Annotated in this window: 20 protein-coding genes and 1 pseudogene; 17 read left to right on the top strand and 4 right to left on the bottom strand. The window is 40.3% G+C overall.

Translation table 11 applies throughout. The features are described from left to right. Positions 1 to 11: 11 nt before the first annotated feature. Both SSV_RS10680 and SSV_RS10675 read right to left on the bottom strand, forming a co-directional pair. Entirely contained in the window at positions 12 to 533 is a 522-nt protein-coding gene (locus SSV_RS10680) for an RDD family protein (protein WP_176693609.1), read from the bottom strand. Further along, positions 517 to 1,023, bottom strand: a complete 507-nt coding sequence (locus tag SSV_RS10675) for a helix-turn-helix domain-containing protein (protein WP_072074753.1) — start codon at positions 1,021 to 1,023, stop codon at positions 517 to 519. The genes SSV_RS10680 and SSV_RS10675 overlap by 17 nt, the downstream gene beginning before the upstream one ends. Positions 1,024 to 1,192: 169 nt before the next feature. On the opposite strand from SSV_RS10675, the gene ruvA reads away from it, so the two are divergent. Next, the gene (gene ruvA, locus SSV_RS10670; protein ID WP_072074752.1) at positions 1,193 to 1,783 is read left to right on the top strand and encodes a Holliday junction branch migration protein RuvA; all 591 of its coding nucleotides are present in this window, start codon (positions 1,193 to 1,195) and stop codon (positions 1,781 to 1,783) included. Between the two features lie 9 nt (positions 1,784 to 1,792). Next, positions 1,793 to 2,341 (top strand): annotated as a pseudogene (locus tag SSV_RS10665) (DNA-3-methyladenine glycosylase I); the annotation flags it as partial. A 32-nt stretch (positions 2,342 to 2,373) separates the two neighbouring features. Here SSV_RS10665 and SSV_RS10660 read toward each other — a convergent pair. Then, the gene (locus SSV_RS10660) at positions 2,374 to 3,222 is read right to left on the bottom strand and encodes a helix-turn-helix domain-containing protein (RefSeq protein WP_002916718.1); all 849 of its coding nucleotides are present in this window, start codon (positions 3,220 to 3,222) and stop codon (positions 2,374 to 2,376) included. Between the two features lie 346 nt (positions 3,223 to 3,568). On the opposite strand from SSV_RS10660, the gene SSV_RS10655 reads away from it, so the two are divergent. The 4 genes from SSV_RS10655 to SSV_RS10640 all read left to right on the top strand — a co-directional run bounded on the left by SSV_RS10655 (position 3,569) and on the right by SSV_RS10640 (position 6,996). Next, the gene (locus SSV_RS10655; protein WP_176693608.1) at positions 3,569 to 3,835 is read left to right on the top strand and encodes a hypothetical protein; all 267 of its coding nucleotides are present in this window, start codon (positions 3,569 to 3,571) and stop codon (positions 3,833 to 3,835) included. A gap of 67 nt (positions 3,836 to 3,902) precedes the next feature. Then, positions 3,903 to 5,885 (top strand): ABC transporter permease, encoded by a 1,983-nt coding sequence (locus SSV_RS10650; RefSeq protein WP_072074750.1) that lies wholly within the window; start codon positions 3,903 to 3,905, stop codon positions 5,883 to 5,885. Next, a complete protein-coding gene (locus SSV_RS10645) occupies positions 5,885 to 6,508 on the top strand; it encodes an ATP-binding cassette domain-containing protein (protein WP_060976494.1) in 624 nt (207 codons plus the stop codon). Before SSV_RS10650 ends, SSV_RS10645 begins: the two co-directional genes overlap by 1 nt. Continuing rightward, positions 6,505 to 6,996, top strand: a complete 492-nt coding sequence (locus tag SSV_RS10640; RefSeq protein WP_011837641.1) for a hypothetical protein — start codon at positions 6,505 to 6,507, stop codon at positions 6,994 to 6,996. The genes SSV_RS10645 and SSV_RS10640 overlap by 4 nt, the downstream gene beginning before the upstream one ends. A gap of 264 nt (positions 6,997 to 7,260) precedes the next feature. On the opposite strand, the gene SSV_RS10630 is transcribed toward SSV_RS10640, so the two are convergent. Next, the gene (locus SSV_RS10630) at positions 7,261 to 7,668 is read right to left on the bottom strand and encodes a helix-turn-helix domain-containing protein (RefSeq protein WP_072074749.1); all 408 of its coding nucleotides are present in this window, start codon (positions 7,666 to 7,668) and stop codon (positions 7,261 to 7,263) included. A 270-nt stretch (positions 7,669 to 7,938) separates the two neighbouring features. Here SSV_RS10630 and SSV_RS10620 point away from each other — a divergent pair, with 270 nt between their 5' ends. From SSV_RS10620 to cls, 11 genes are all read left to right on the top strand, one after another. Then, the gene (locus tag SSV_RS10620; RefSeq protein ID WP_176693607.1) at positions 7,939 to 9,195 is read left to right on the top strand and encodes a competence/damage-inducible protein A; all 1,257 of its coding nucleotides are present in this window, start codon (positions 7,939 to 7,941) and stop codon (positions 9,193 to 9,195) included. Between the two features lie 58 nt (positions 9,196 to 9,253). Next, on the top strand, positions 9,254 to 10,402 hold the full coding sequence (gene recA, locus SSV_RS10615) for a recombinase RecA (protein WP_072074746.1): 1,149 nt from the start codon (positions 9,254 to 9,256) through the stop codon (positions 10,400 to 10,402). Between the two features lie 85 nt (positions 10,403 to 10,487). Then, positions 10,488 to 10,886 carry a transcriptional regulator Spx gene (spx, locus tag SSV_RS10610; RefSeq protein ID WP_002894078.1) on the top strand — a complete coding sequence of 133 codons (399 nt, stop codon included), beginning with the start codon at positions 10,488 to 10,490 and terminating at the stop codon, positions 10,884 to 10,886. 135 nt (positions 10,887 to 11,021) lie between these two features. After that, positions 11,022 to 11,594 carry an SP0191 family lipoprotein gene (locus SSV_RS10605; RefSeq protein ID WP_072074745.1) on the top strand — a complete coding sequence of 191 codons (573 nt, stop codon included), beginning with the start codon at positions 11,022 to 11,024 and terminating at the stop codon, positions 11,592 to 11,594. A 105-nt stretch (positions 11,595 to 11,699) separates the two neighbouring features. Then, positions 11,700 to 12,242, top strand: coding sequence for a hypothetical protein (locus SSV_RS10600; protein ID WP_002928322.1), 543 nt, complete (start codon positions 11,700 to 11,702; stop codon positions 12,240 to 12,242). A 177-nt stretch (positions 12,243 to 12,419) separates the two neighbouring features. Further along, positions 12,420 to 12,686 (top strand): IreB family regulatory phosphoprotein, encoded by a 267-nt coding sequence (locus tag SSV_RS10595; RefSeq protein WP_002894075.1) that lies wholly within the window; start codon positions 12,420 to 12,422, stop codon positions 12,684 to 12,686. Next, entirely contained in the window at positions 12,686 to 13,105 is a 420-nt protein-coding gene (gene ruvX, locus SSV_RS10590) for a Holliday junction resolvase RuvX (RefSeq protein WP_002899275.1), read from the top strand. Before SSV_RS10595 ends, ruvX begins: the two co-directional genes overlap by 1 nt. A 24-nt stretch (positions 13,106 to 13,129) precedes the next feature. Next, positions 13,130 to 13,441: a DUF1292 domain-containing protein gene (locus tag SSV_RS10585; RefSeq protein ID WP_037618287.1), complete on the top strand. Its 312-nt coding sequence runs from the start codon at positions 13,130 to 13,132 to the stop codon at positions 13,439 to 13,441. 180 nt (positions 13,442 to 13,621) lie between these two features. Beyond that, a complete protein-coding gene (locus SSV_RS10580) occupies positions 13,622 to 14,854 on the top strand; it encodes a bifunctional folylpolyglutamate synthase/dihydrofolate synthase (RefSeq protein ID WP_072074744.1) in 1,233 nt (410 codons plus the stop codon). 57 nt (positions 14,855 to 14,911) lie between these two features. Further along, complete coding sequence (locus SSV_RS10575) at positions 14,912 to 15,391, top strand: SP_0198 family lipoprotein (protein ID WP_072074743.1); 480 nt, start codon at positions 14,912 to 14,914, stop codon at positions 15,389 to 15,391. A gap of 195 nt (positions 15,392 to 15,586) precedes the next feature. Next, entirely contained in the window at positions 15,587 to 17,122 is a 1,536-nt protein-coding gene (gene cls / locus SSV_RS10570) for a cardiolipin synthase (protein ID WP_072074742.1), read from the top strand. The last annotated feature ends 20 nt before the right edge of the window (positions 17,123 to 17,142 follow it).

Genomic DNA, 17,142 nt, shown 5'->3' with positions numbered 1-17,142 from the left:
TAGTTATAGAACTAGAGCTGTTTTAAATTTTTGAGCTGAACCTGTGTTCCAGTAAGCAAATCAGCTGGATGACGTTTGTCCTTGCGAAGCAGTCCCATCAGCAGAAAGATCAAGAAGAGAATCCCTGCTGAAGTTGACAAGAAAATTGACAGGGTATCTGCTTGATAAGCACTACGGATAGCTCCCATATGTCCCAGCTGCCAAGGGAAAAACTTGATAGCAGAGCGCAAAAGGCTGTGGGAAAGGCTCCTATGTTTGTAAACCAACTGTAAACCTGCCCAACGCTTGCCAAAACTGCCTTTTCTATAGTCTAGCCAAGCAAAGATGATAGTTAGAGGCAGGACTGAGGTAGAAAAACCCAGAAGTTGGCTCTGGACTTCAGTGAATGCAGGAATGCCTCCCAAGATCAGACTATAAAATCCCATAGCTAGTAAAAAAAGAGAAATGAGATAGAATGAGATGAAGAGCCAGTCTCCAAGCAGCTCTTTCAGACGAGTTTTGACAGGTATGGGATTGTCAGTTTTTAGTTTCATCTTGAGCACCTTCTTTCTTAGAATCCTCATCAAGGCCGATAACCTTGTCCAGATACTTTTTCTTAATCTTTAGCGCCTTGTTAATAGCCATTGCGGATGCGATTAAGAGGAAAAAGCTCAACCAGACCAGGGCAGTGAATTTTGCTGGAAAGCTAGAACCTGCGAAAAAGAGAAAGATAGCCAGAGCTGATACAAAAATATATAGAACCTGCCAAAAGCCATAAGATTTTACTTCCTTGTAGTAGCGATTTTTTTCGTCTTCTGAGAGGACGGGTTTTATTTCTGGCTTATCGCTGTCTTCTAAAAGCAGATAATCTGTCGTCACTTGGAAAATCTTGCTCAGTTCTACAACTTTTTCGAGTTCTGGCAGTGCTTGGCCAGACTCCCACTTGGAAATGCTCTGGCGAGAGACATTGATTTGTTCAGCTAGCTTTTCTTGTGACCAGCCTTTTTCTTTTCTTAGTTCAAATAATTTATCAGCGAGTTTCATGATTGCAGCCTCCTTTTCTTTGCTAACTCTATCCTAACAGCTTTTAGTTATCTTGAGAATACAGCTTCCTGTACATTTTGTCAACCGCTGGTTGCACTTCTGTTTGCAGTTTCTAGACAGAAAATATGATATACTAGATAGGCAAAATGATACAAAAAGAAGGGAAATTATGTACGAATATTTTAAAGGAATTATCAGCAAAATTACAGCTAAATACATTGTATTGGAAGTCAACTCTATCGGCTATATTCTTCATGTGGCCAACCCCTATGCTTACTCAGGGCATCTTCATCAGGAAGCCAAGGTTTATGTTCACCAAGTGGTGAGAGAAGACGCGGAGCTCCTGTACGGTTTTGCGACCGAGGAGGAGAAGCAACTCTTTCTCAGCTTGATTTCAGTCTCAGGTATTGGGCCAGTATCTGCCCTGGCTATTATTGCGGCGGATGATAATGCTGGCTTGGTGCAGGCTATTGAGCAAAAAAACATCACCTACCTGACCAAGTTTCCTAAAATTGGTAAGAAAACAGCTCAGCAGATGGTGCTGGACTTGGAAGGAAAGGTAGTGGCAGCAGGCAGCCCAGCAGAAAGCAAGGCACCTGTCCAGACTGCGGATAATCAGGAGCTGGAAGAAGCCATGGAAGCCATGCTGGCTCTGGGCTACAAGGCTGCTGAACTCAAGAAAATCAAGAAATTCTTTGAGGGCACAACGGACACAGCTGAAAACTATATCAAGTCAGCCCTCAAGATGTTGGTGAAATAGGAGAAAGTTATGACTAAACGCTGCGTTTGGGTAAAGATGAATAACCCTTTGTATGTAGCTTATCATGATGAGGAGTGGGGCAAACCCCTCCATGATGATCAGAAATTATTTGAATTGCTCTGCATGGAGACCTATCAGGCTGGACTTTCTTGGGAGACTATTCTCAATAAACGCCAGGCTTTTCGGGAATCTTTTCATTTCTATGATGCCCAGAAAATTGCTCAGATGACAGATACAGATCTAGATGGTTTGTTAGGCAATCCTGATATTATCCGTAACAAGATGGAAATTTATGCGACCAGGGCTAATGCCCAAGCTTTTTTGGCTGTTCAAAAGCAGTTTGGCTCTTTTAATGACTATATCTGGTCTTTTGTAGACTTCAAAACGATTGACAATCAAATTACGAACTACAAGGAAGCCCCAACTAAAACGGAGCTGTCAGAAAGCATGTCCAAGGCGCTGAAAAAGCAAGGATTCAAATTTGTCGGTCCTGTTTGTGTCTATTCATTCCTAGAAGCAGCTGACCTTATCAATGATCATGAAAATGATTGTGACTTCAATTTACATAAAATACCGTTTGAGAAAGATTCTCAACGGTATTTTTCAATTTCTTCTTTTAGAGATTTTACTAGCTCTTTTTCATCGGCAAGTTGTAGTAGAGCAATCCCTTTTTTTATTAATTCGTTATCATTTTTGCAAATTCCAAGTCGAATCTGTGAAAGCCCGAGGGAATCATAACGTTTTTCTTTTTTTGACAAATCGTAAATGTACTTAGTAATTTCAGCGCATTCTCTCTTTAATCCATTATAAAGATAGATGGTAGAAAGGTTGACTAAGAGTCCGATTTGTAGATTATTCCCATTGCGAAATGATTGGTATTTTTTTATGCTATTTAAAATCTTTTGGGTAAATTGTTTGATATTTTCTAAAGGGAAGAAATAAAGGATGGTAGAAAGCAGTCGAAAATCACTTTCATACCAAGTGTCCTGTTTTTCTAAATACGCCCAAATTTTATTGGTAGTAGCATTAATTTCTTTTGTCTCAGAAATTCCATTTTGTCTCAGATGAATAGTAATATTGATGCTATCTAAAGCATGTTTAATCGGAATATCGGAATGTTTATATAGATATGCCTCGCATTCTCTCTTTAGTTGTAACAAACCTTCTGTCCCTACAATAGACTCACCTTGGTTGTAAAGAGAATTTAAAATTTTCTGTCTCTGACTAGGTTGATAATAATCACAAATGTATTTAAATTCTTCTAGTGTCATATCTATCTGGCGAAGTAAAAAAATCATGGTATCGAACTTTGGCACGACTTGTCCGCTTTCAATTCGTGCCAAAGTTGAGCGAGCTAAAAAATCTCCACAAATTTCTTCTTGAGTCAACCCTTTTGATTTCCTAATTTCTTTATAGATTTTTCCATAATCCCAGCGCATAAGAACTCCTTTTTAAAATGTTACTAAAAGCTACATTTTGAAAAAATATTTTAAAATAGTATACCATGAAATAAAAAGGAGGGCAAAAATGAAGAAAGTGAAATACAATTCTATTTTATTGGCAATGACGCTAATAATGCTTGTAAATGCACTCCCATGGTGGTGGCCGTGGAGATAAGGTGGATAGGATAGAAGGGGAGTGAGTTCAATGTTCTAAATATTTCAAAAAAGTAGGCAAAGATTAAATATATATATATTTAAAAATTAGAATCTATAAAATTTAAGAATTAAAAATAAAACATTAGCTTTATTAGCTACAGTTTCTTTAGGTTTTGGGCTAACTACTATGACTAGTATCGTTAGTGCAGAAGTAGCATATCCAGCCCCATATCCGATTATTGATGAATGGAATTATGGTGTGAATGATAACTATGGTTATTCTAATTACTATGTTAAATCTCCGAATAATATTGGTTCAAAATCTTCGATAACTAATCTTTGGGGAACTGTTAAGTCATCTGATTCTCAAAAATATGGATGGGCAATGTCAAGTTCAACAAAAAGTTGGAATGATGTTCGATTAAATGCACATTGGAACTACTTTAAATTTTAACAATAGTTTATGAAAGTTGGAAGACCCAATAATATTATAGGGTCTTTTATAATATAGGTAGGAGCTTATGAAATTAAAATTAGGTGTTATAGGACTCTTTTTTTGCTTAATTGCTGCCATTGGTCTGGTTAGTATTAGTGATACTCAAAAACCAATACCTTTACCAATTGATGGTGCCTTCTCCATTCAAGGGAAAAGCAATCTTTCTAATGAAGAAATATATCAAATGATTAGTGGCCTATCAGAAGAGAAAAAAGTTAAAATATACAAGCCGGTGGTTCAGAATTCAGGACAGTTGACTTATATAAATCTTGATGATGCCAGCCATGAACAATTAAAGTCTATACCGATAACAGGGATGTACTATACTCTAGGGGAAATAGATTCAAATGATTTAAAAAAACTTACGTCTACAGGTCTGCAAGTAGTATATATGGCTTACCCTTGGTATATGGGAGGAATGATACAATTTACTGGCTCTTTAAGATTTTTGTTAATGATTTCAATTTACTTAACCTTATCAGTTGTTTTATTTGTTGTTAGAGCGAGAAAGATTAAAGAAGGGACGATAAGACGTTCTTTAGGATTGCCTGTGTATAACCTAAAAAAGGATTATTTAATTTCTGTTACTTTTGAGCTGATTTTAGTTGCTTTATTGATGGTTTTCTATGGCTCTTTTCTGGGGAGTGGTCTCTTCACCTATAGTTCCAAGTTATTCTTCTCTCTACTTCTAACCAATTTTATAATTTTTCAAATCATTGATCTCATCACCTTTGTTTTATTTTGGCTGACGATTCAGGTTGAAAAGCCTATTGAAATTATAAAAAATAAGGCCAAAAACAGCCTCATTTTTATCGTATGGCTTGCGGTTATTTCTAGCATAATAGTTGTTTCAGGAATCTTTTTACGGGAAACAAAGGCTAGTCAATCAAAGATAAATATACAGATAAAGCATTTAGAACCATGGAGTGCAGTAAAAGATTGGAAAAGACTAGAGTTTTTGGGTATTGAAAATGAATCTGTTACTAATGGAGAAGAAGCAAATGACTCAGGAGCTAAGTATATAGAGATTGCTAAAGCCTTAAAAAAACTGGATTTTATATATATCAAATCATCTTCAGCCTATGTTCCAGATTTTATGAAAACTTCTCATGTTACAGAAGATTTTTCTAAGCAATTAAAAAGTGATGGGATAACGAATCCAGAGGTTAATAAAGAGCTGGTTTATATCAATCAAACAGGTGCTAAGGTACAAAATAAAGTTAATGGAACAAACTATCGTATTTTAGATAATAAAATAGCAACCATCTATATTCCTAATAAATTTAAAGAGAATAAGGCATCAATCGAGAATACGGTTGTAGCAGAACAATTTACTGGTACAAACTATACAAAAGATGATCTTACGGTGCAAGTCATTCCTGATGGGCAAGAATTTTTCTATTTCAATGAAAATGGCAGTAGTGTCCCTGAAAATAAAGATAATCTACCCTTGGAAAGTGTGACAAATAGTAAGAGTAATATAGTGGTTGTATTAGATACTGATAAAATGGTAGAAACTAACGATTTTATTTTGGCAAGCAATATCATATATAACTCACTTTTTAGTCCAGAAGCAATTAAGGACATCAACGATTTGAGTGCTAGTTTGAATTTTTCAATCAATCCAGTCGAGGTTTACCAAACTGTGAAACTTAATATTCAATCTTTAGAGCACCAAATTCTCCTTTCAAAAATACTGCAAATAATTATTTGTGGAATTGTATTTCTACTCATTTATCAATATGCTCAAATGTTTGTTGCCTTAAAACAGAATGACTATGTCAAAAAAATCATTTTAGGCCTATCGAAAACAGGTATAGCCATTTCAAGTCTAAAATATTTTATGATAACGATTATAATGGTTATCTTATTGACATTTATCATGACAGGACAAATAGAGTTATTGTATATTGGTCTTGCTTCTTTAACGGTTTTAATGATGTCAATAATAATAAGTTTCAGAAAATTATCTGATAGATACACTCAAATTCTAAAAGGAGATGACTAATGACAATTGAAATTGTGAATGTTACAAAAAAATATGGCTCAAAAGAAATATTTACAGATTTAAATTTAACCTTTGAAGCTGGAAAAAGCTACGCCTTGATTGGCGGTTCGGGTTCAGGTAAAACTACCTTGCTAAACATTATAGGAAGGCTAGAAAAAATTGACAGTGGAAAAGTGTTAGTTGATAAACAGGATATTTGGAAAACAAAAGAAAGAACCTATTTTAAAAATACTATTGGGTATGTATTCCAAAATTATTCTTTGATAGAAAACAAAACAGTATATGATAATTTAAAACTCCTCAATAAAGACAAAAAGATTATATCTGAGATACTTGAAAAAGTAGGCCTTTCTACGGACTATTTAAAACATAAAATATATGAATTGTCTGGGGGACAGGCTCAGCGTGTAGCTATTGCAAGAATGTTAATGAAACCGCGTAAAATTATTTTAGCGGATGAACCTACAGGAGCCTTGGATAGTGAGATTGGGAATGAAATCATCAACTTATTATTGAGTGAAGCAACCAAGGATAATTATGTTATTATAGCAACGCATGATCCAGCTGTATATAGTAAAGTTGATGTTATCATTGATATAAAAGATATAGGAAGTCAGGCATGAAAAAGAAAATTTATATTAGTTTGCTACTAGTCATTGGAATACTCGCAATCGTCTTAATTGGCAAACAAGTGATTAAAAAAGAAAATCCCAATAAACCTTCGGTGGATTTAACAGTCTATACAATCTCTTCGAATGATACCGAAAGATGGGATAAGATAAGGCAAGTAGAAACAGAAGATGCTGTCTATCTAATATCTGTCAAAGAAGTAGCATCTTCAGAAGAAGTATTTTCAAATATTATTGCAGATGGCACTGCTATGGGATTTGGAGTTAGTGAAGAAGAAGTTAAACAATTTAACAATAATTTAGGAACTACTGTAGTAGATGCTAAAAATAATAAATTGATTGGGATAGAATTCTTCACTTTTTCTGATGATGGCAAGGGATTTTCAGTAGCGAATTTTGATTACGGCAAAAAAGAGTTTAATAATCAAAAAAAAGAAAAGAAAGAGTTCTATAAAAAACTATACGAAGCGTTTAAAAAATAATTTATGATGACACGACAAACGCATAAAGGCAAAAGTTCCAATAAATTTTTGAAATACAAATGATTATTTAATTTTTTGACAAGCATTTGTCAAAGGTAGCTGCAGTTTTACTTTCCTCTTTTTTCTTTGCTGTCTTATATGTAAAAAGCGAACGCAATCTTTGCTTGTCTGTTCTCTTTCATAATTTTCATAATAGTGCGACTATATTCCTTGTTTCATAGAAAAAATTCCTTGGTTTTCTAACATCCAAGGAATTTTATTTAGTTATCCTTTCTGCAACCAAATCTTTTCCTTGATAAAGATGCGCAGTTCATAGAATAGCATAAAGAGGGTGGAGATGAGGAAGCCAGCCATAAAGATATGATGCAAATAGGCAAAAATAGCAATCTCAACCAAAACGGAGAAGAGATAGAAAATGACTAAATAATGCCATTTCTTGGCCTTGCTATCTTCTATGACCTTTTTCTCCAAGCGCTCATCCTCCTTGATGAGTGTGTCCAGACTGATATCAAATTCCCGGCTGATAGCGATGAGATTGCCAATATCAGGGATACCTTTTTCGCTTTCCCAACGGGCAATAGCAGAGCGGGAAACCTTGAGTCTTTCCGCCAAAGCCTCCTGAGTGAGTTGATTTTGTTGACGAATATCTTTGAGAACTTGTGAAATTTTCATGGTGTTCTCCTTTCTTCAAATAAAAATATTTAGATGATTTCCTTTTTTCATCTTTATTATAAAAATAATGAAACCATTTGCCAATAGCATTTCCCTAACAATCCAGTTATTCTACATAACATCAGTCATTCTTAAAAGTTTTCCACAGCATGTTGACAAGCTTGTCAAGGAACTTGACAGCTCTTTTTATTTCCTGAAATGAAAATCAACTTTTTTAAGATTTTTTGTGATAAAATAAAGCCAATTCCGAATAGTAAGGTAGGAGGTCCTATGAAAGCAGAAATTATTGCTGTGGGCACTGAGATTCTGACGGGTCAGATTGTCAATACCAATGCCCAATTTTTATCTGAAAAACTTGCGAGTCTGGGGATTGATGTCTATTTTCAGACAGCAGTAGGGGACAATGAAAATCGTCTCCTATCTGTTTTGGAAATTGCTCAAGGGCGCAGTAATCTGATTATCCTAACAGGAGGCTTGGGGCCAACAGAGGATGATTTGACCAAGCAGACCTTGGCTAAGTTCTTAGGACGTGAGCTCATTTTTGACTCACAGGCTGTGGAAAAGCTGGATCGCTTTTTTGCTAGTCGACCAGATTATGCTCGAACTCCCAATAATGAGCGTCAGGCCCAGCTGGTTGAAGGCTCGGCTCCGTTACCAAATGCGACCGGCTTAGCTGTCGGAGGCTTGTTAGAAGCAGACGGAGTGACCTATGTAGTCCTGCCTGGCCCGCCTAGTGAGCTCAAACCCATGGTCAATAACGAGCTGGTTCCCCTCTTATCCACAGGCCAGAAATTGTATTCACGGGTGCTGCGCTTCTTTGGTATCGGCGAGAGTCAGCTAGTGACTATTTTGTCAGAGATGATTGAGCAGCAGAGTGACCCCACCATTGCTCCTTATGCAAAGACAGGGGAAGTTACCCTGCGACTGTCCACCAAGGCTCTGAGTCAGGCAGAAGCCGATACCAAGTTTGAGGCTGTGGAAAAGGAAATTTTGTCCCATAAGACTTTTGAGGGACAGTCACTGTCAGAGATTTTCTATGGTTACGGGGATGACAATTCCTTGGCACAGGTGGCTTTTGACTTGCTGAAGAGTCAAGGAAAGACGATTTCGGCGGCGGAGAGTCTGACAGCAGGGCTCTTTCAGGCGACCTTGGCTGATTTTGCTGGAGCCTCTTCCATTTTTTCAGGTGGCTTTGTCACCTACAGCATGGAGGAAAAGAACCGGATGCTGGATATTCCGTTGGGAGACCTGGAGAAGCACGGTGTCGTTTCCGCTTTTACGGCTGGGAAAATGGCAGAGCAGGCTAGAAAGCTGACCGAAAGTGACCTAGCTGTCAGTCTGACAGGTGTGGCTGGTCCAGATTCACTGGAAGGTCATCCAGCAGGGACCGTTTTTATCGGCTTAGCAAGTGCTTCAGGAACAGAAACTATTAAGGTCAATATTGCTGGACGAAGTCGGCGTGATGTGCGGAAAATTGCTGTTCTACACGCCTTCAACCTAGTACGAAAAACTTTATTAAATAGCTGATTTTTGGTATAATGACGAAGATGGCCAAAAGACATTTTAGAAAAAACAGGAGAAATAAATGGCAAAGAAACAAAAAAAATTAGACGAAATCTCAAAGAAATTCGGCGATGAGCGCCAAAAAGCCTTGGATAATGCTCTTAAAAACATTGAAAAGGATTTTGGTAAGGGAGCCATTATGCGTCTGGGTGAGCGGGCAGAGCAAAAGGTTCAAGTTATGAGTTCAGGCTCTTTGGCCTTGGATATTGCCCTTGGTGCCGGTGGTTATCCTAAGGGACGGATTATTGAAATCTATGGTCCAGAGTCTTCTGGTAAGACAACCGTTGCCCTTCACGCAGTTGCTCAAGCGCAAAAAGAAGGTGGTATCGCAGCTTTTATCGATGCTGAGCATGCTTTGGATCCGTCGTACGCGGCTGCTCTAGGTGTTAATATTGATGAGTTGCTGCTGTCTCAACCTGATTCTGGCGAACAGGGACTGGAAATTGCCGGTAAGCTGATTGACTCAGGTGCGGTGGATTTGGTGGTTGTGGACTCAGTTGCAGCCCTGGTACCACGTGCAGAAATCGATGGCGATATCGGTGACAGTCATGTCGGCTTGCAGGCTCGGATGATGAGCCAGGCTATGCGCAAGCTGTCTGCTTCTATCAACAAAACGAAGACGATTGCGATTTTCATTAACCAGCTGCGTGAAAAAGTTGGCGTTATGTTTGGTAATCCTGAAACAACACCAGGTGGGCGTGCACTGAAGTTCTATGCTTCTGTCCGTTTGGATGTCCGTGGCAATACTCAAATCAAAGGAACTGGTGATGAGAAGGATACCAATGTTGGTAAAGAAACCAAGATCAAGGTCGTTAAAAATAAGGTAGCTCCGCCATTCAAGGAAGCCTTTGTAGAAATCATGTACGGAGAAGGTATTTCTAAGACAGGTGAGCTGATTAAGATTGCGACTGATTTGGATATCATTAAAAAAGCTGGTGCTTGGTACTCCTACAATGATGAAAAGATTGGCCAAGGTTCTGAAAATGCTAAGAAGTACTTGGCTGATCATCCAGAAGTCTTTGACGAAATTGACCGTCAGGTTCGTGTACGCTATGGTTTGATTGAAGGCGATGATTTGGCAAAAGCAGTTGGAAACAAGGCTGAAAGCCCTGTGGAAACTATGGAAGAAGTGACTCTGGATTTGGACGATGCCATCGAAATTGAAGAGTAATTTTGCAAAATAGGTCGCAAGACCGATGGTTTTTGTGATATAATAGACTACGATATTAGTATCGTGTAGCGAAAGGAGTACTTACATGATCACAATCTATACTGTCTCAAGTTGTACTAGTTGTAAAAAAGCAAAAACCTGGCTAAACGCTCATCAATTAACTTATAAAGAACAAAATTTAGGCAAAGAAGGCATCACCAAAGAGGAACTTCTGGATATTTTAACCAAAACAGAAAATGGTATCGCGAGCATTGTTTCATCAAAAAACCGCTATGCTAAAGGCTTGGGTGTTGACATTGAAGAACTGAGTGTCAACGAAGTTCTTGACATCATCATGGAGACCCCGCGTATTTTGAAAAGTCCTATCTTAGTGGATGATAAACGTCTCCAAGTTGGTTACAAAGAAGATGATATCCGTGCTTTTCTGCCACGTTCTGTTCGTAATGTTGAAAATGCAGAAGCTCGTCTGCGGGCAGCTCTCTAATCTTTGAATATAACTGAAAGAGTCGGGAAGAGAATCTCGGCTCTTCTTTTTGTTCGGGTTGACAGCAGTCTTTGCCGACTGGATGGATTGACAAGGAGCAGAACTGTGATACAATATCTCTGAGGAGGATGGAAGATGAAGAAAATTTTAGTAGGACTGGGATTGAGTGTGGCACTGTTAGCAGGCTGTGGACATAAAAAAACAGAGACGAATTCGAATGCGGCTGACAAGAAAGAAATCAGCAATAATCTGCCTATCATTGATAATGCCAAGCAGCAGGAAGTGATTACTCGGACGCTTGTTTTTCCAAAGGATGAACGAGGAAACCAGCAGAGCCAGACAGTGACTTATCAGGGAGAGCATTTCAAACGCTTGGTCGTCGAAAGGCTGACTGCGACTGATGATGAGATGAAAGAAGCCATCAAGCAAATGGGGCTGGAGGAAGCGCAGAAGTCGCTCAATGAGTCACTGGAGCAGGATGCAGACTATGTGCAGGCTCGTGGACTTCAAGGCTTCAGCGGTTCAGTGACAATTTTGAATGCGAACGAGCTGAAAATGACTTCTAGCTATGATTTTGAGAGCCTAGATATCGAAAAAGCGGCGTCTATGCCTTATTTTCAAAATCTCAAGCTCAAAGAAATGATTAAGCTGACGCCAGAAGAATACATCAACAATCTCCTGATGAATGGAGCAGAAGAGCAGAAATAGACTGCTCTTTTTTATTACATTTTAATGACAGAGTGACAATCAGTTTGACAGCGCCGTTTTTATAATGATATGATAAAATCAGCTCAATATTGAAGGAGATAAGACATGAGAAAATTAATTGTCTTTTTGCTGGCAGCTTTGGCAATCTTAACAGCTTGCAGTCAGCAGTCAAATAATAGTTCATCCTCACAGGGAGGAGCTGGAAAAGGAGATATTGTCACTAAGTCCTATAAAACTGAGAAGCAATTAGAACATGGAAAAGAAACCAGAATCTTAACCGTCAGCTACAGCGGACAGAAATATGATAAGGTTATCCTGCATGTCAGCAAGGCTATTCCTGACAACATCAAGGAAGCTCTGTCAAAACAGGATGTTTCCACTGTAAAGAAGGAAATGCTGTCATTGATTGAAGAAGCACTGGGTCTGAAAGAGGCAGTGAATATCACCGGTCTTGACTTGAAAACAGATATGACAGCGGAAGAGATTTCTCTGGAGATGACTATCGATCCTGAGAATCTAGACTACGAAGCAGCCAAAAAGCTTCCAAACTACGCGCAGCTGTTTGAGCAAATCGAGACCCTGAGTCCGGAAGAATTGCTTAACAAGTTTAAGGGAAGCGACGGTGTGGAAGTGCCGTCTTCAAATTAGGAAGTTTCCATCCAGTTCTCTGAAGAGAGCTGGATTTTTGCTGGATTTCAGAGCCAGACTTCGGATAAATATTAGCTAAAGCTTATTGAAAAATTAGGAGAATTCAGGTGAATTAAATTTGTGAAAAGCCTATAATTATGCTATAATAGGGATATTCTAAAGAAAGAGGGTGTAATTGTGGGATTTACAGATGAAACAGTACGTTTTAATCTCGATGATTCAAATAAAAAGGAAATTAGCGAGACTTTGACCGATGTCTACAAGTCGCTCAATGAAAAAGGATACAATCCAATCAATCAAATCGTGGGATACGTACTCAGTGGCGATCCTGCGTACGTACCTCGCTATAACAACGCCCGCAATCAAATCCGCAAATACGAGCGCGATGAGATTGTTGAGGAGTTGGTTCGTTATTATTTGAAAGGACAAGGCGTCGATCTCTAATGAGAATTATGGGATTAGATGTGGGCTCAAAAACGGTTGGGGTTGCTATTAGTGATCCTCTTGGTTTTACGGCTCAAGGACTGGAGATTATTCCGATTCATGAAGATAAGGGCGAATTCGGCCTAGAGCGTTTGGGCGAGCTGGTGAAAGAGTATAAGGTTGATAAGTTTGTTATTGGCCTGCCTAAGAACATGAACAATACCAGCGGACCTCGGGTGGAGGCCAGTCAGGCTTATGGTCAGCGGATTGCTGAGCTTTTTGGTCTACCGGTTGACTACCAGGATGAGCGCCTGACGACGGTGGCTGCTGAGCGCATGCTGGTGGAGCAGGCAGACATTAGCCGCAGCAAGCGCAAGAAAGTCATTGATAAGCTGGCCGCGCAGCTGATTTTGCAGAATTATCTGGATCGAAATTTTTAGAAAAGAAATGAAGGAGACACTAGTATGGCACATGATCATAACCATGACCACGAGCATGAAGAGCGTGAATTAATCACCTTGGTTGACGAGCAAGGAAACGAGACTTTATTTGAAATTCTTTTGACCATTGACGGCAAAGAAGAGTTTGGCAAGAATTATGTTCTTTTGATTCCAGCTAATGCGGAAGAAGATGAGAACGGTGAAGTAGAGATTCAAGCTTATTCCTTTACCGAAAATGAAGATGGCACAGAAGGCGACCTGCAGCCAATCCCAGAAGACTCAGATGCTGAATGGGATATGATTGAAGAAGTCTTCAACAGCTTTATGGAGGAGTAAGACTGGCCTAGCCTCGTTTCTAAAAAAGACAAGCGCAGGCGAGATGCTAGCTGAACTTGACAGATGAAGGAAGTAGCCAAGGATCGGCTATTTTCTATCTCATATCATAAAGATTAGAAAGAGGAGCGAGTTGCAATTCAGATTTGAGTTCTGCTTCGCTGCTCTTTTTTAGGTAAAAAAATGAATGAAATTGAAGAATGGCTGAATAGCCGAATTGGTCTAAACTTTCGTTCGGGTCTAGGGCGGATGCAGCAGGCTGTAGCTCTTTTGGGAAATCCTGAGCAGAGTTTTCCAACGATTCATGTAACTGGTACAAATGGCAAAGGCTCTACTATTGCTTTTATGCGTCAGCTGTTTGCGGGGCATGGTCGCAAGACAGGGAGTTTTACCTCGCCTCATATGATTAGTATTCACGATCGGATTTGTATTAACGGTCAACCGATTGCTCCAGCTGATTTTATCCGTCTGGGTCAAGAGGTGCAAAAGATGGAGCAAGAACTGCTCAAAAGTCATGACCAGCTGTCCTATTTTGAAATTCTGACCTTGATTGCCTTTCTCTATTTCAAGGAGCAGGAAGTGGACATAGCCCTGATTGAGGTGGGAATCGGCGGACTCTTAGACACGACTAATGTCATTACGGGAGATATTGCGGTCATCAGTTCTGTGGGCTTGGACCATCAGGAGACTCTGGGAAGGAGCTTGACGGCGATAGCAGAGCAAAAGGCAGGGATTTTCAAGCCGCGGCGACCAGCGGTCATCGGGCCGCTACCAGAGGAAGCGCGATTGGTTTGTGAACAGCGAGCTCAGGAGCTGGGAATAGAACTCTATCAGTATGGTCGTGATTTTTCTCTGACGAATCAGACTTTTTCCAATTCGACTAGGACCCTATCCAATCTTGAACTGGGACTCAAGGGAGGCTATCAGGAGGAAAATGCAGCGCTGGCTTTGCAGGCATTCTTGCTCTTCATGCAGCAGCAAGGCTGGGAAGTAGATTCTGCTAAGATTCGGATAGCCTTGCAGGAGACTCGTTGGGCAGGGCGTTTGGAAGAAGTCAGTTCAGGTATTTATCTTGATGGGGCCCATAATCTGCCTGCACTGGAAAGGTTAGTGGAGTTTATCCAGAGCCAGAATGACAAAGAGTGCTTGCTTCTTTTCGGTGCTCTCAAGCGTAAGGACTATAGCGCCATGCTGGATTATCTGCGAGAGGCTCTGCCAAATGTTCAGTTGACGGTTACTTCCTTTTCTGATGGAGATTCCCTTGGTCAAGCTGAAGTGGAAGGCTTCTTATACATAGAGGATTATCGGCAGCTTATTCAGAATTTTCAGGAGAGACAAAACGATAATCAACTGCTTTTCATTACGGGCTCCCTCTATTTTATTGCAGAAGTCAGAGCTTATTTGACAAGTTTATAAATTGACCGCCAGAGTCTCGCTTTGGTACAATAAAGACAGAAGAAAAAGGAGAATACTATGGCAATTTCTAAAAAGTTAATGATTTCAGGTCTAACTGCTGCGGCTGTTTTGGCCTTGGCAGCCTGCGGTTCTAATCAGAACCAGACGGCACCTTCCTCTCAGTCTCAGTCAGTCGCTTCCGGTAAGCCAGCAGAGTCTTCGTCAGTAGCTAGCACGTCTAGTGCGGCCAATAATAGCTCATCTGCTTCAGCATCCTCTTCCGAGCCAGCAGCCAATGGCGAGCTGGATGGCAGCTACCAGACAAGTCATGAAGGCGATCAGCTGACCTTGCAGATTTCAGGCACCACTGGCCAGCTGACCAAGGTTGAGGCGGATGGTGAGCAGGAAATTGAACAAGTTCAGATTGATGCTACCAACCAGACTATGATTATTGGGGATGACGTCAAGCGCTATCGCATTGAGGGCAATCAGCTGACAATTGAGGATCTTTCTCAAGAGCCTTATGATGATGACACACTTGTCTTTACAAAACAATGATGAAAGAGCCCTGTCTTGAATAGGGCTTTTCCTTTTATCAGCTGCGGACAGGGAGTGAAGGTCTGAGGCAGAGCAGTTTTCAAAAGCTGTCATAGTTTTTTCATCGGTCAGAAAAACGGTTTGCATCAATATAAACGTTGTTTTAAGGCGACTTTACTGCTATACTAGAATATATGCAATGAGATAGGAGAGTGTATGTCTTTCAGGAAATTCCGCTTATTAATGTCAAAATACGGTTTCAGCATCATTATTATGCTGCTGGAGCTGGTCTTTGTCTTTGTTGCGTTTTTCTATTTTAATGAGATTGCACCTAACTGGCTGTCAGTAGCGATGATTGTCTTTCTGTATATTGGGACCATTTTAGCCATTGTCAACCGCAATATGCCGCCTGAGAGCAAGGTGACTTGGCTCCTGATTGCTGTGGTACCCGTATTTGGCTTCCTGCTCTATCTGATGTTTGGTGAGCGACGGCTGTCTAAAAAAGAAATGATTCAGCTGGAAAATATGGACTCCATGAAATTTCGAGAGGACAACAGCTATGATCTTCGCGTCCAGCTGAAACAGGAAAACAAGTCAGCCTACGGCATTATCAAGTCGCTGCTGAGTATGGACAATAATGCGGATGTCTATGACGGCACCGCTTCTCGCTATTTTCCCATCGGAGAGGAGATATTTGAGGCCATGCTGGCTGACCTGCGAGCTGCTGAGAAATTCATTTTTCTAGAATTTTATATCATCAATGAAGGGCTGATGTGGGACAGTGTTCTGGAAATCTTGGTCGAAAAAGCTGCGCAGGGCGTTGAAGTCAAACTGCTCTACGATGATATCGGCTGCATGGCTACTTTGCCGGGTGATTATACGCGTAAGCTGCGCAAGTTGGGAATCGAGGCTTATAAGTTTAACAAGGTGATTCCGCGAATGACGGTATCCTACAACAATCGTGACCACCGCAAGATTTTGGTTATTGACGGTCAGGTTGGCTATACTGGCGGCATCAATCTGGCTGACGAGTATATTAATCATATCGTTCGTTTTGGCCACTGGAAAGATGGCGGTGTGCGCTTGGAAGGTCGGGCGGTCAAGGCTCTGACGCGACTTTTTCTCATGAACTGGTATATCAACCGTGGGGAAATCACAGACTTTGACAAGTACCATCTGGAAAATAAAGCTGTCGAAGGCAAAGGGCTTTACATTCCCTATGGCAGCGGGCCTAAGCCTATTTATAAGGGTCAGGTTGGTAAAACGGTCTATCAAAATATCATCAGTCAGGCTACGGACTATGTCTACATTACCACGCCTTATCTGATTATTGACTATGACCTGACGGAGGATATCAAGAACGCTGCTATGCGGGGAGTGGATGTCCGCATCGTGACTCCTTTCATTCCGGACAAGAAGCTGATTCAGATTGTTACCCGCGGAGCCTATCCGGATCTGATGGAAGCAGGGGTTAAGATCTTTGAGTACACGCCAGGGTTTATCCACAGTAAGAACGTGGTGGCCGATGATGAATTTGCCGTGGTAGGGACGATTAACTTTGACTACCGCAGTCTGGTGCACCATTATGAAAATGCAGTTCTGATGTACCATACGGAGAGTATCCCAGCTATCAAGGAAGATTTTGAAGCCATTTTTGAGGCTTCTGAGGAAATTCTTCCTGAAAATCTTGATAGCAACTGGTATCGTCGCCTTATCAAAGAAATCATGCAGCTCTTTGCACCTATGCTCTAATGCCAGAGGTGGGCAAGTTC

The organism is Streptococcus sanguinis, assembly GCF_001078705.1.
GTDB lineage: Bacteria > Bacillota > Bacilli > Lactobacillales > Streptococcaceae > Streptococcus > Streptococcus sanguinis_D.
The sequence above is the reverse complement of the archived record's forward strand: the minus strand, read 5'-3'. Positions and strand labels throughout refer to the sequence as shown.

Bases quoted from the DNA above. Each gene is read 5' to 3' on its own strand.
- SSV_RS10655 (WP_176693608.1), top strand. From the start codon at position 3,569: ATGACTAGTATCGTTAGTGCAGAAGTAGCATATCCAGCCCCATATCCG.
- SSV_RS10645 (WP_060976494.1), top strand. From the start codon at position 5,885: ATGACAATTGAAATTGTGAATGTTACAAAAAAATATGGCTCAAAAGAA.
- recA (WP_072074746.1), top strand. From the start codon at position 9,254: ATGGCAAAGAAACAAAAAAAATTAGACGAAATCTCAAAGAAATTCGGC.
- spx (WP_002894078.1), top strand. From the start codon at position 10,488: ATGATCACAATCTATACTGTCTCAAGTTGTACTAGTTGTAAAAAAGCA.
- SSV_RS10605 (WP_072074745.1), top strand. From the start codon at position 11,022: ATGAAGAAAATTTTAGTAGGACTGGGATTGAGTGTGGCACTGTTAGCA.
- SSV_RS10640 (WP_011837641.1), top strand. From the start codon at position 6,505: ATGAAAAAGAAAATTTATATTAGTTTGCTACTAGTCATTGGAATACTC.
- SSV_RS10680 (WP_176693609.1), bottom strand. From the start codon at position 533: ATGAAACTAAAAACTGACAATCCCATACCTGTCAAAACTCGTCTGAAA.
- SSV_RS10660 (WP_002916718.1), bottom strand. From the start codon at position 3,222: ATGCGCTGGGATTATGGAAAAATCTATAAAGAAATTAGGAAATCAAAA.
- SSV_RS10580 (WP_072074744.1), top strand. From the start codon at position 13,622: ATGAATGAAATTGAAGAATGGCTGAATAGCCGAATTGGTCTAAACTTT.
- SSV_RS10585 (WP_037618287.1), top strand. From the start codon at position 13,130: ATGGCACATGATCATAACCATGACCACGAGCATGAAGAGCGTGAATTA.
- ruvX (WP_002899275.1), top strand. From the start codon at position 12,686: ATGAGAATTATGGGATTAGATGTGGGCTCAAAAACGGTTGGGGTTGCT.
- SSV_RS10620 (WP_176693607.1), top strand. From the start codon at position 7,939: ATGAAAGCAGAAATTATTGCTGTGGGCACTGAGATTCTGACGGGTCAG.
- SSV_RS10630 (WP_072074749.1), bottom strand. From the start codon at position 7,668: ATGAAAATTTCACAAGTTCTCAAAGATATTCGTCAACAAAATCAACTC.
- cls (WP_072074742.1), top strand. From the start codon at position 15,587: ATGTCTTTCAGGAAATTCCGCTTATTAATGTCAAAATACGGTTTCAGC.
- SSV_RS10675 (WP_072074753.1), bottom strand. From the start codon at position 1,023: ATGAAACTCGCTGATAAATTATTTGAACTAAGAAAAGAAAAAGGCTGG.
- SSV_RS10600 (WP_002928322.1), top strand. From the start codon at position 11,700: ATGAGAAAATTAATTGTCTTTTTGCTGGCAGCTTTGGCAATCTTAACA.
- SSV_RS10575 (WP_072074743.1), top strand. From the start codon at position 14,912: ATGGCAATTTCTAAAAAGTTAATGATTTCAGGTCTAACTGCTGCGGCT.
- SSV_RS10650 (WP_072074750.1), top strand. From the start codon at position 3,903: ATGAAATTAAAATTAGGTGTTATAGGACTCTTTTTTTGCTTAATTGCT.
- ruvA (WP_072074752.1), top strand. From the start codon at position 1,193: ATGTACGAATATTTTAAAGGAATTATCAGCAAAATTACAGCTAAATAC.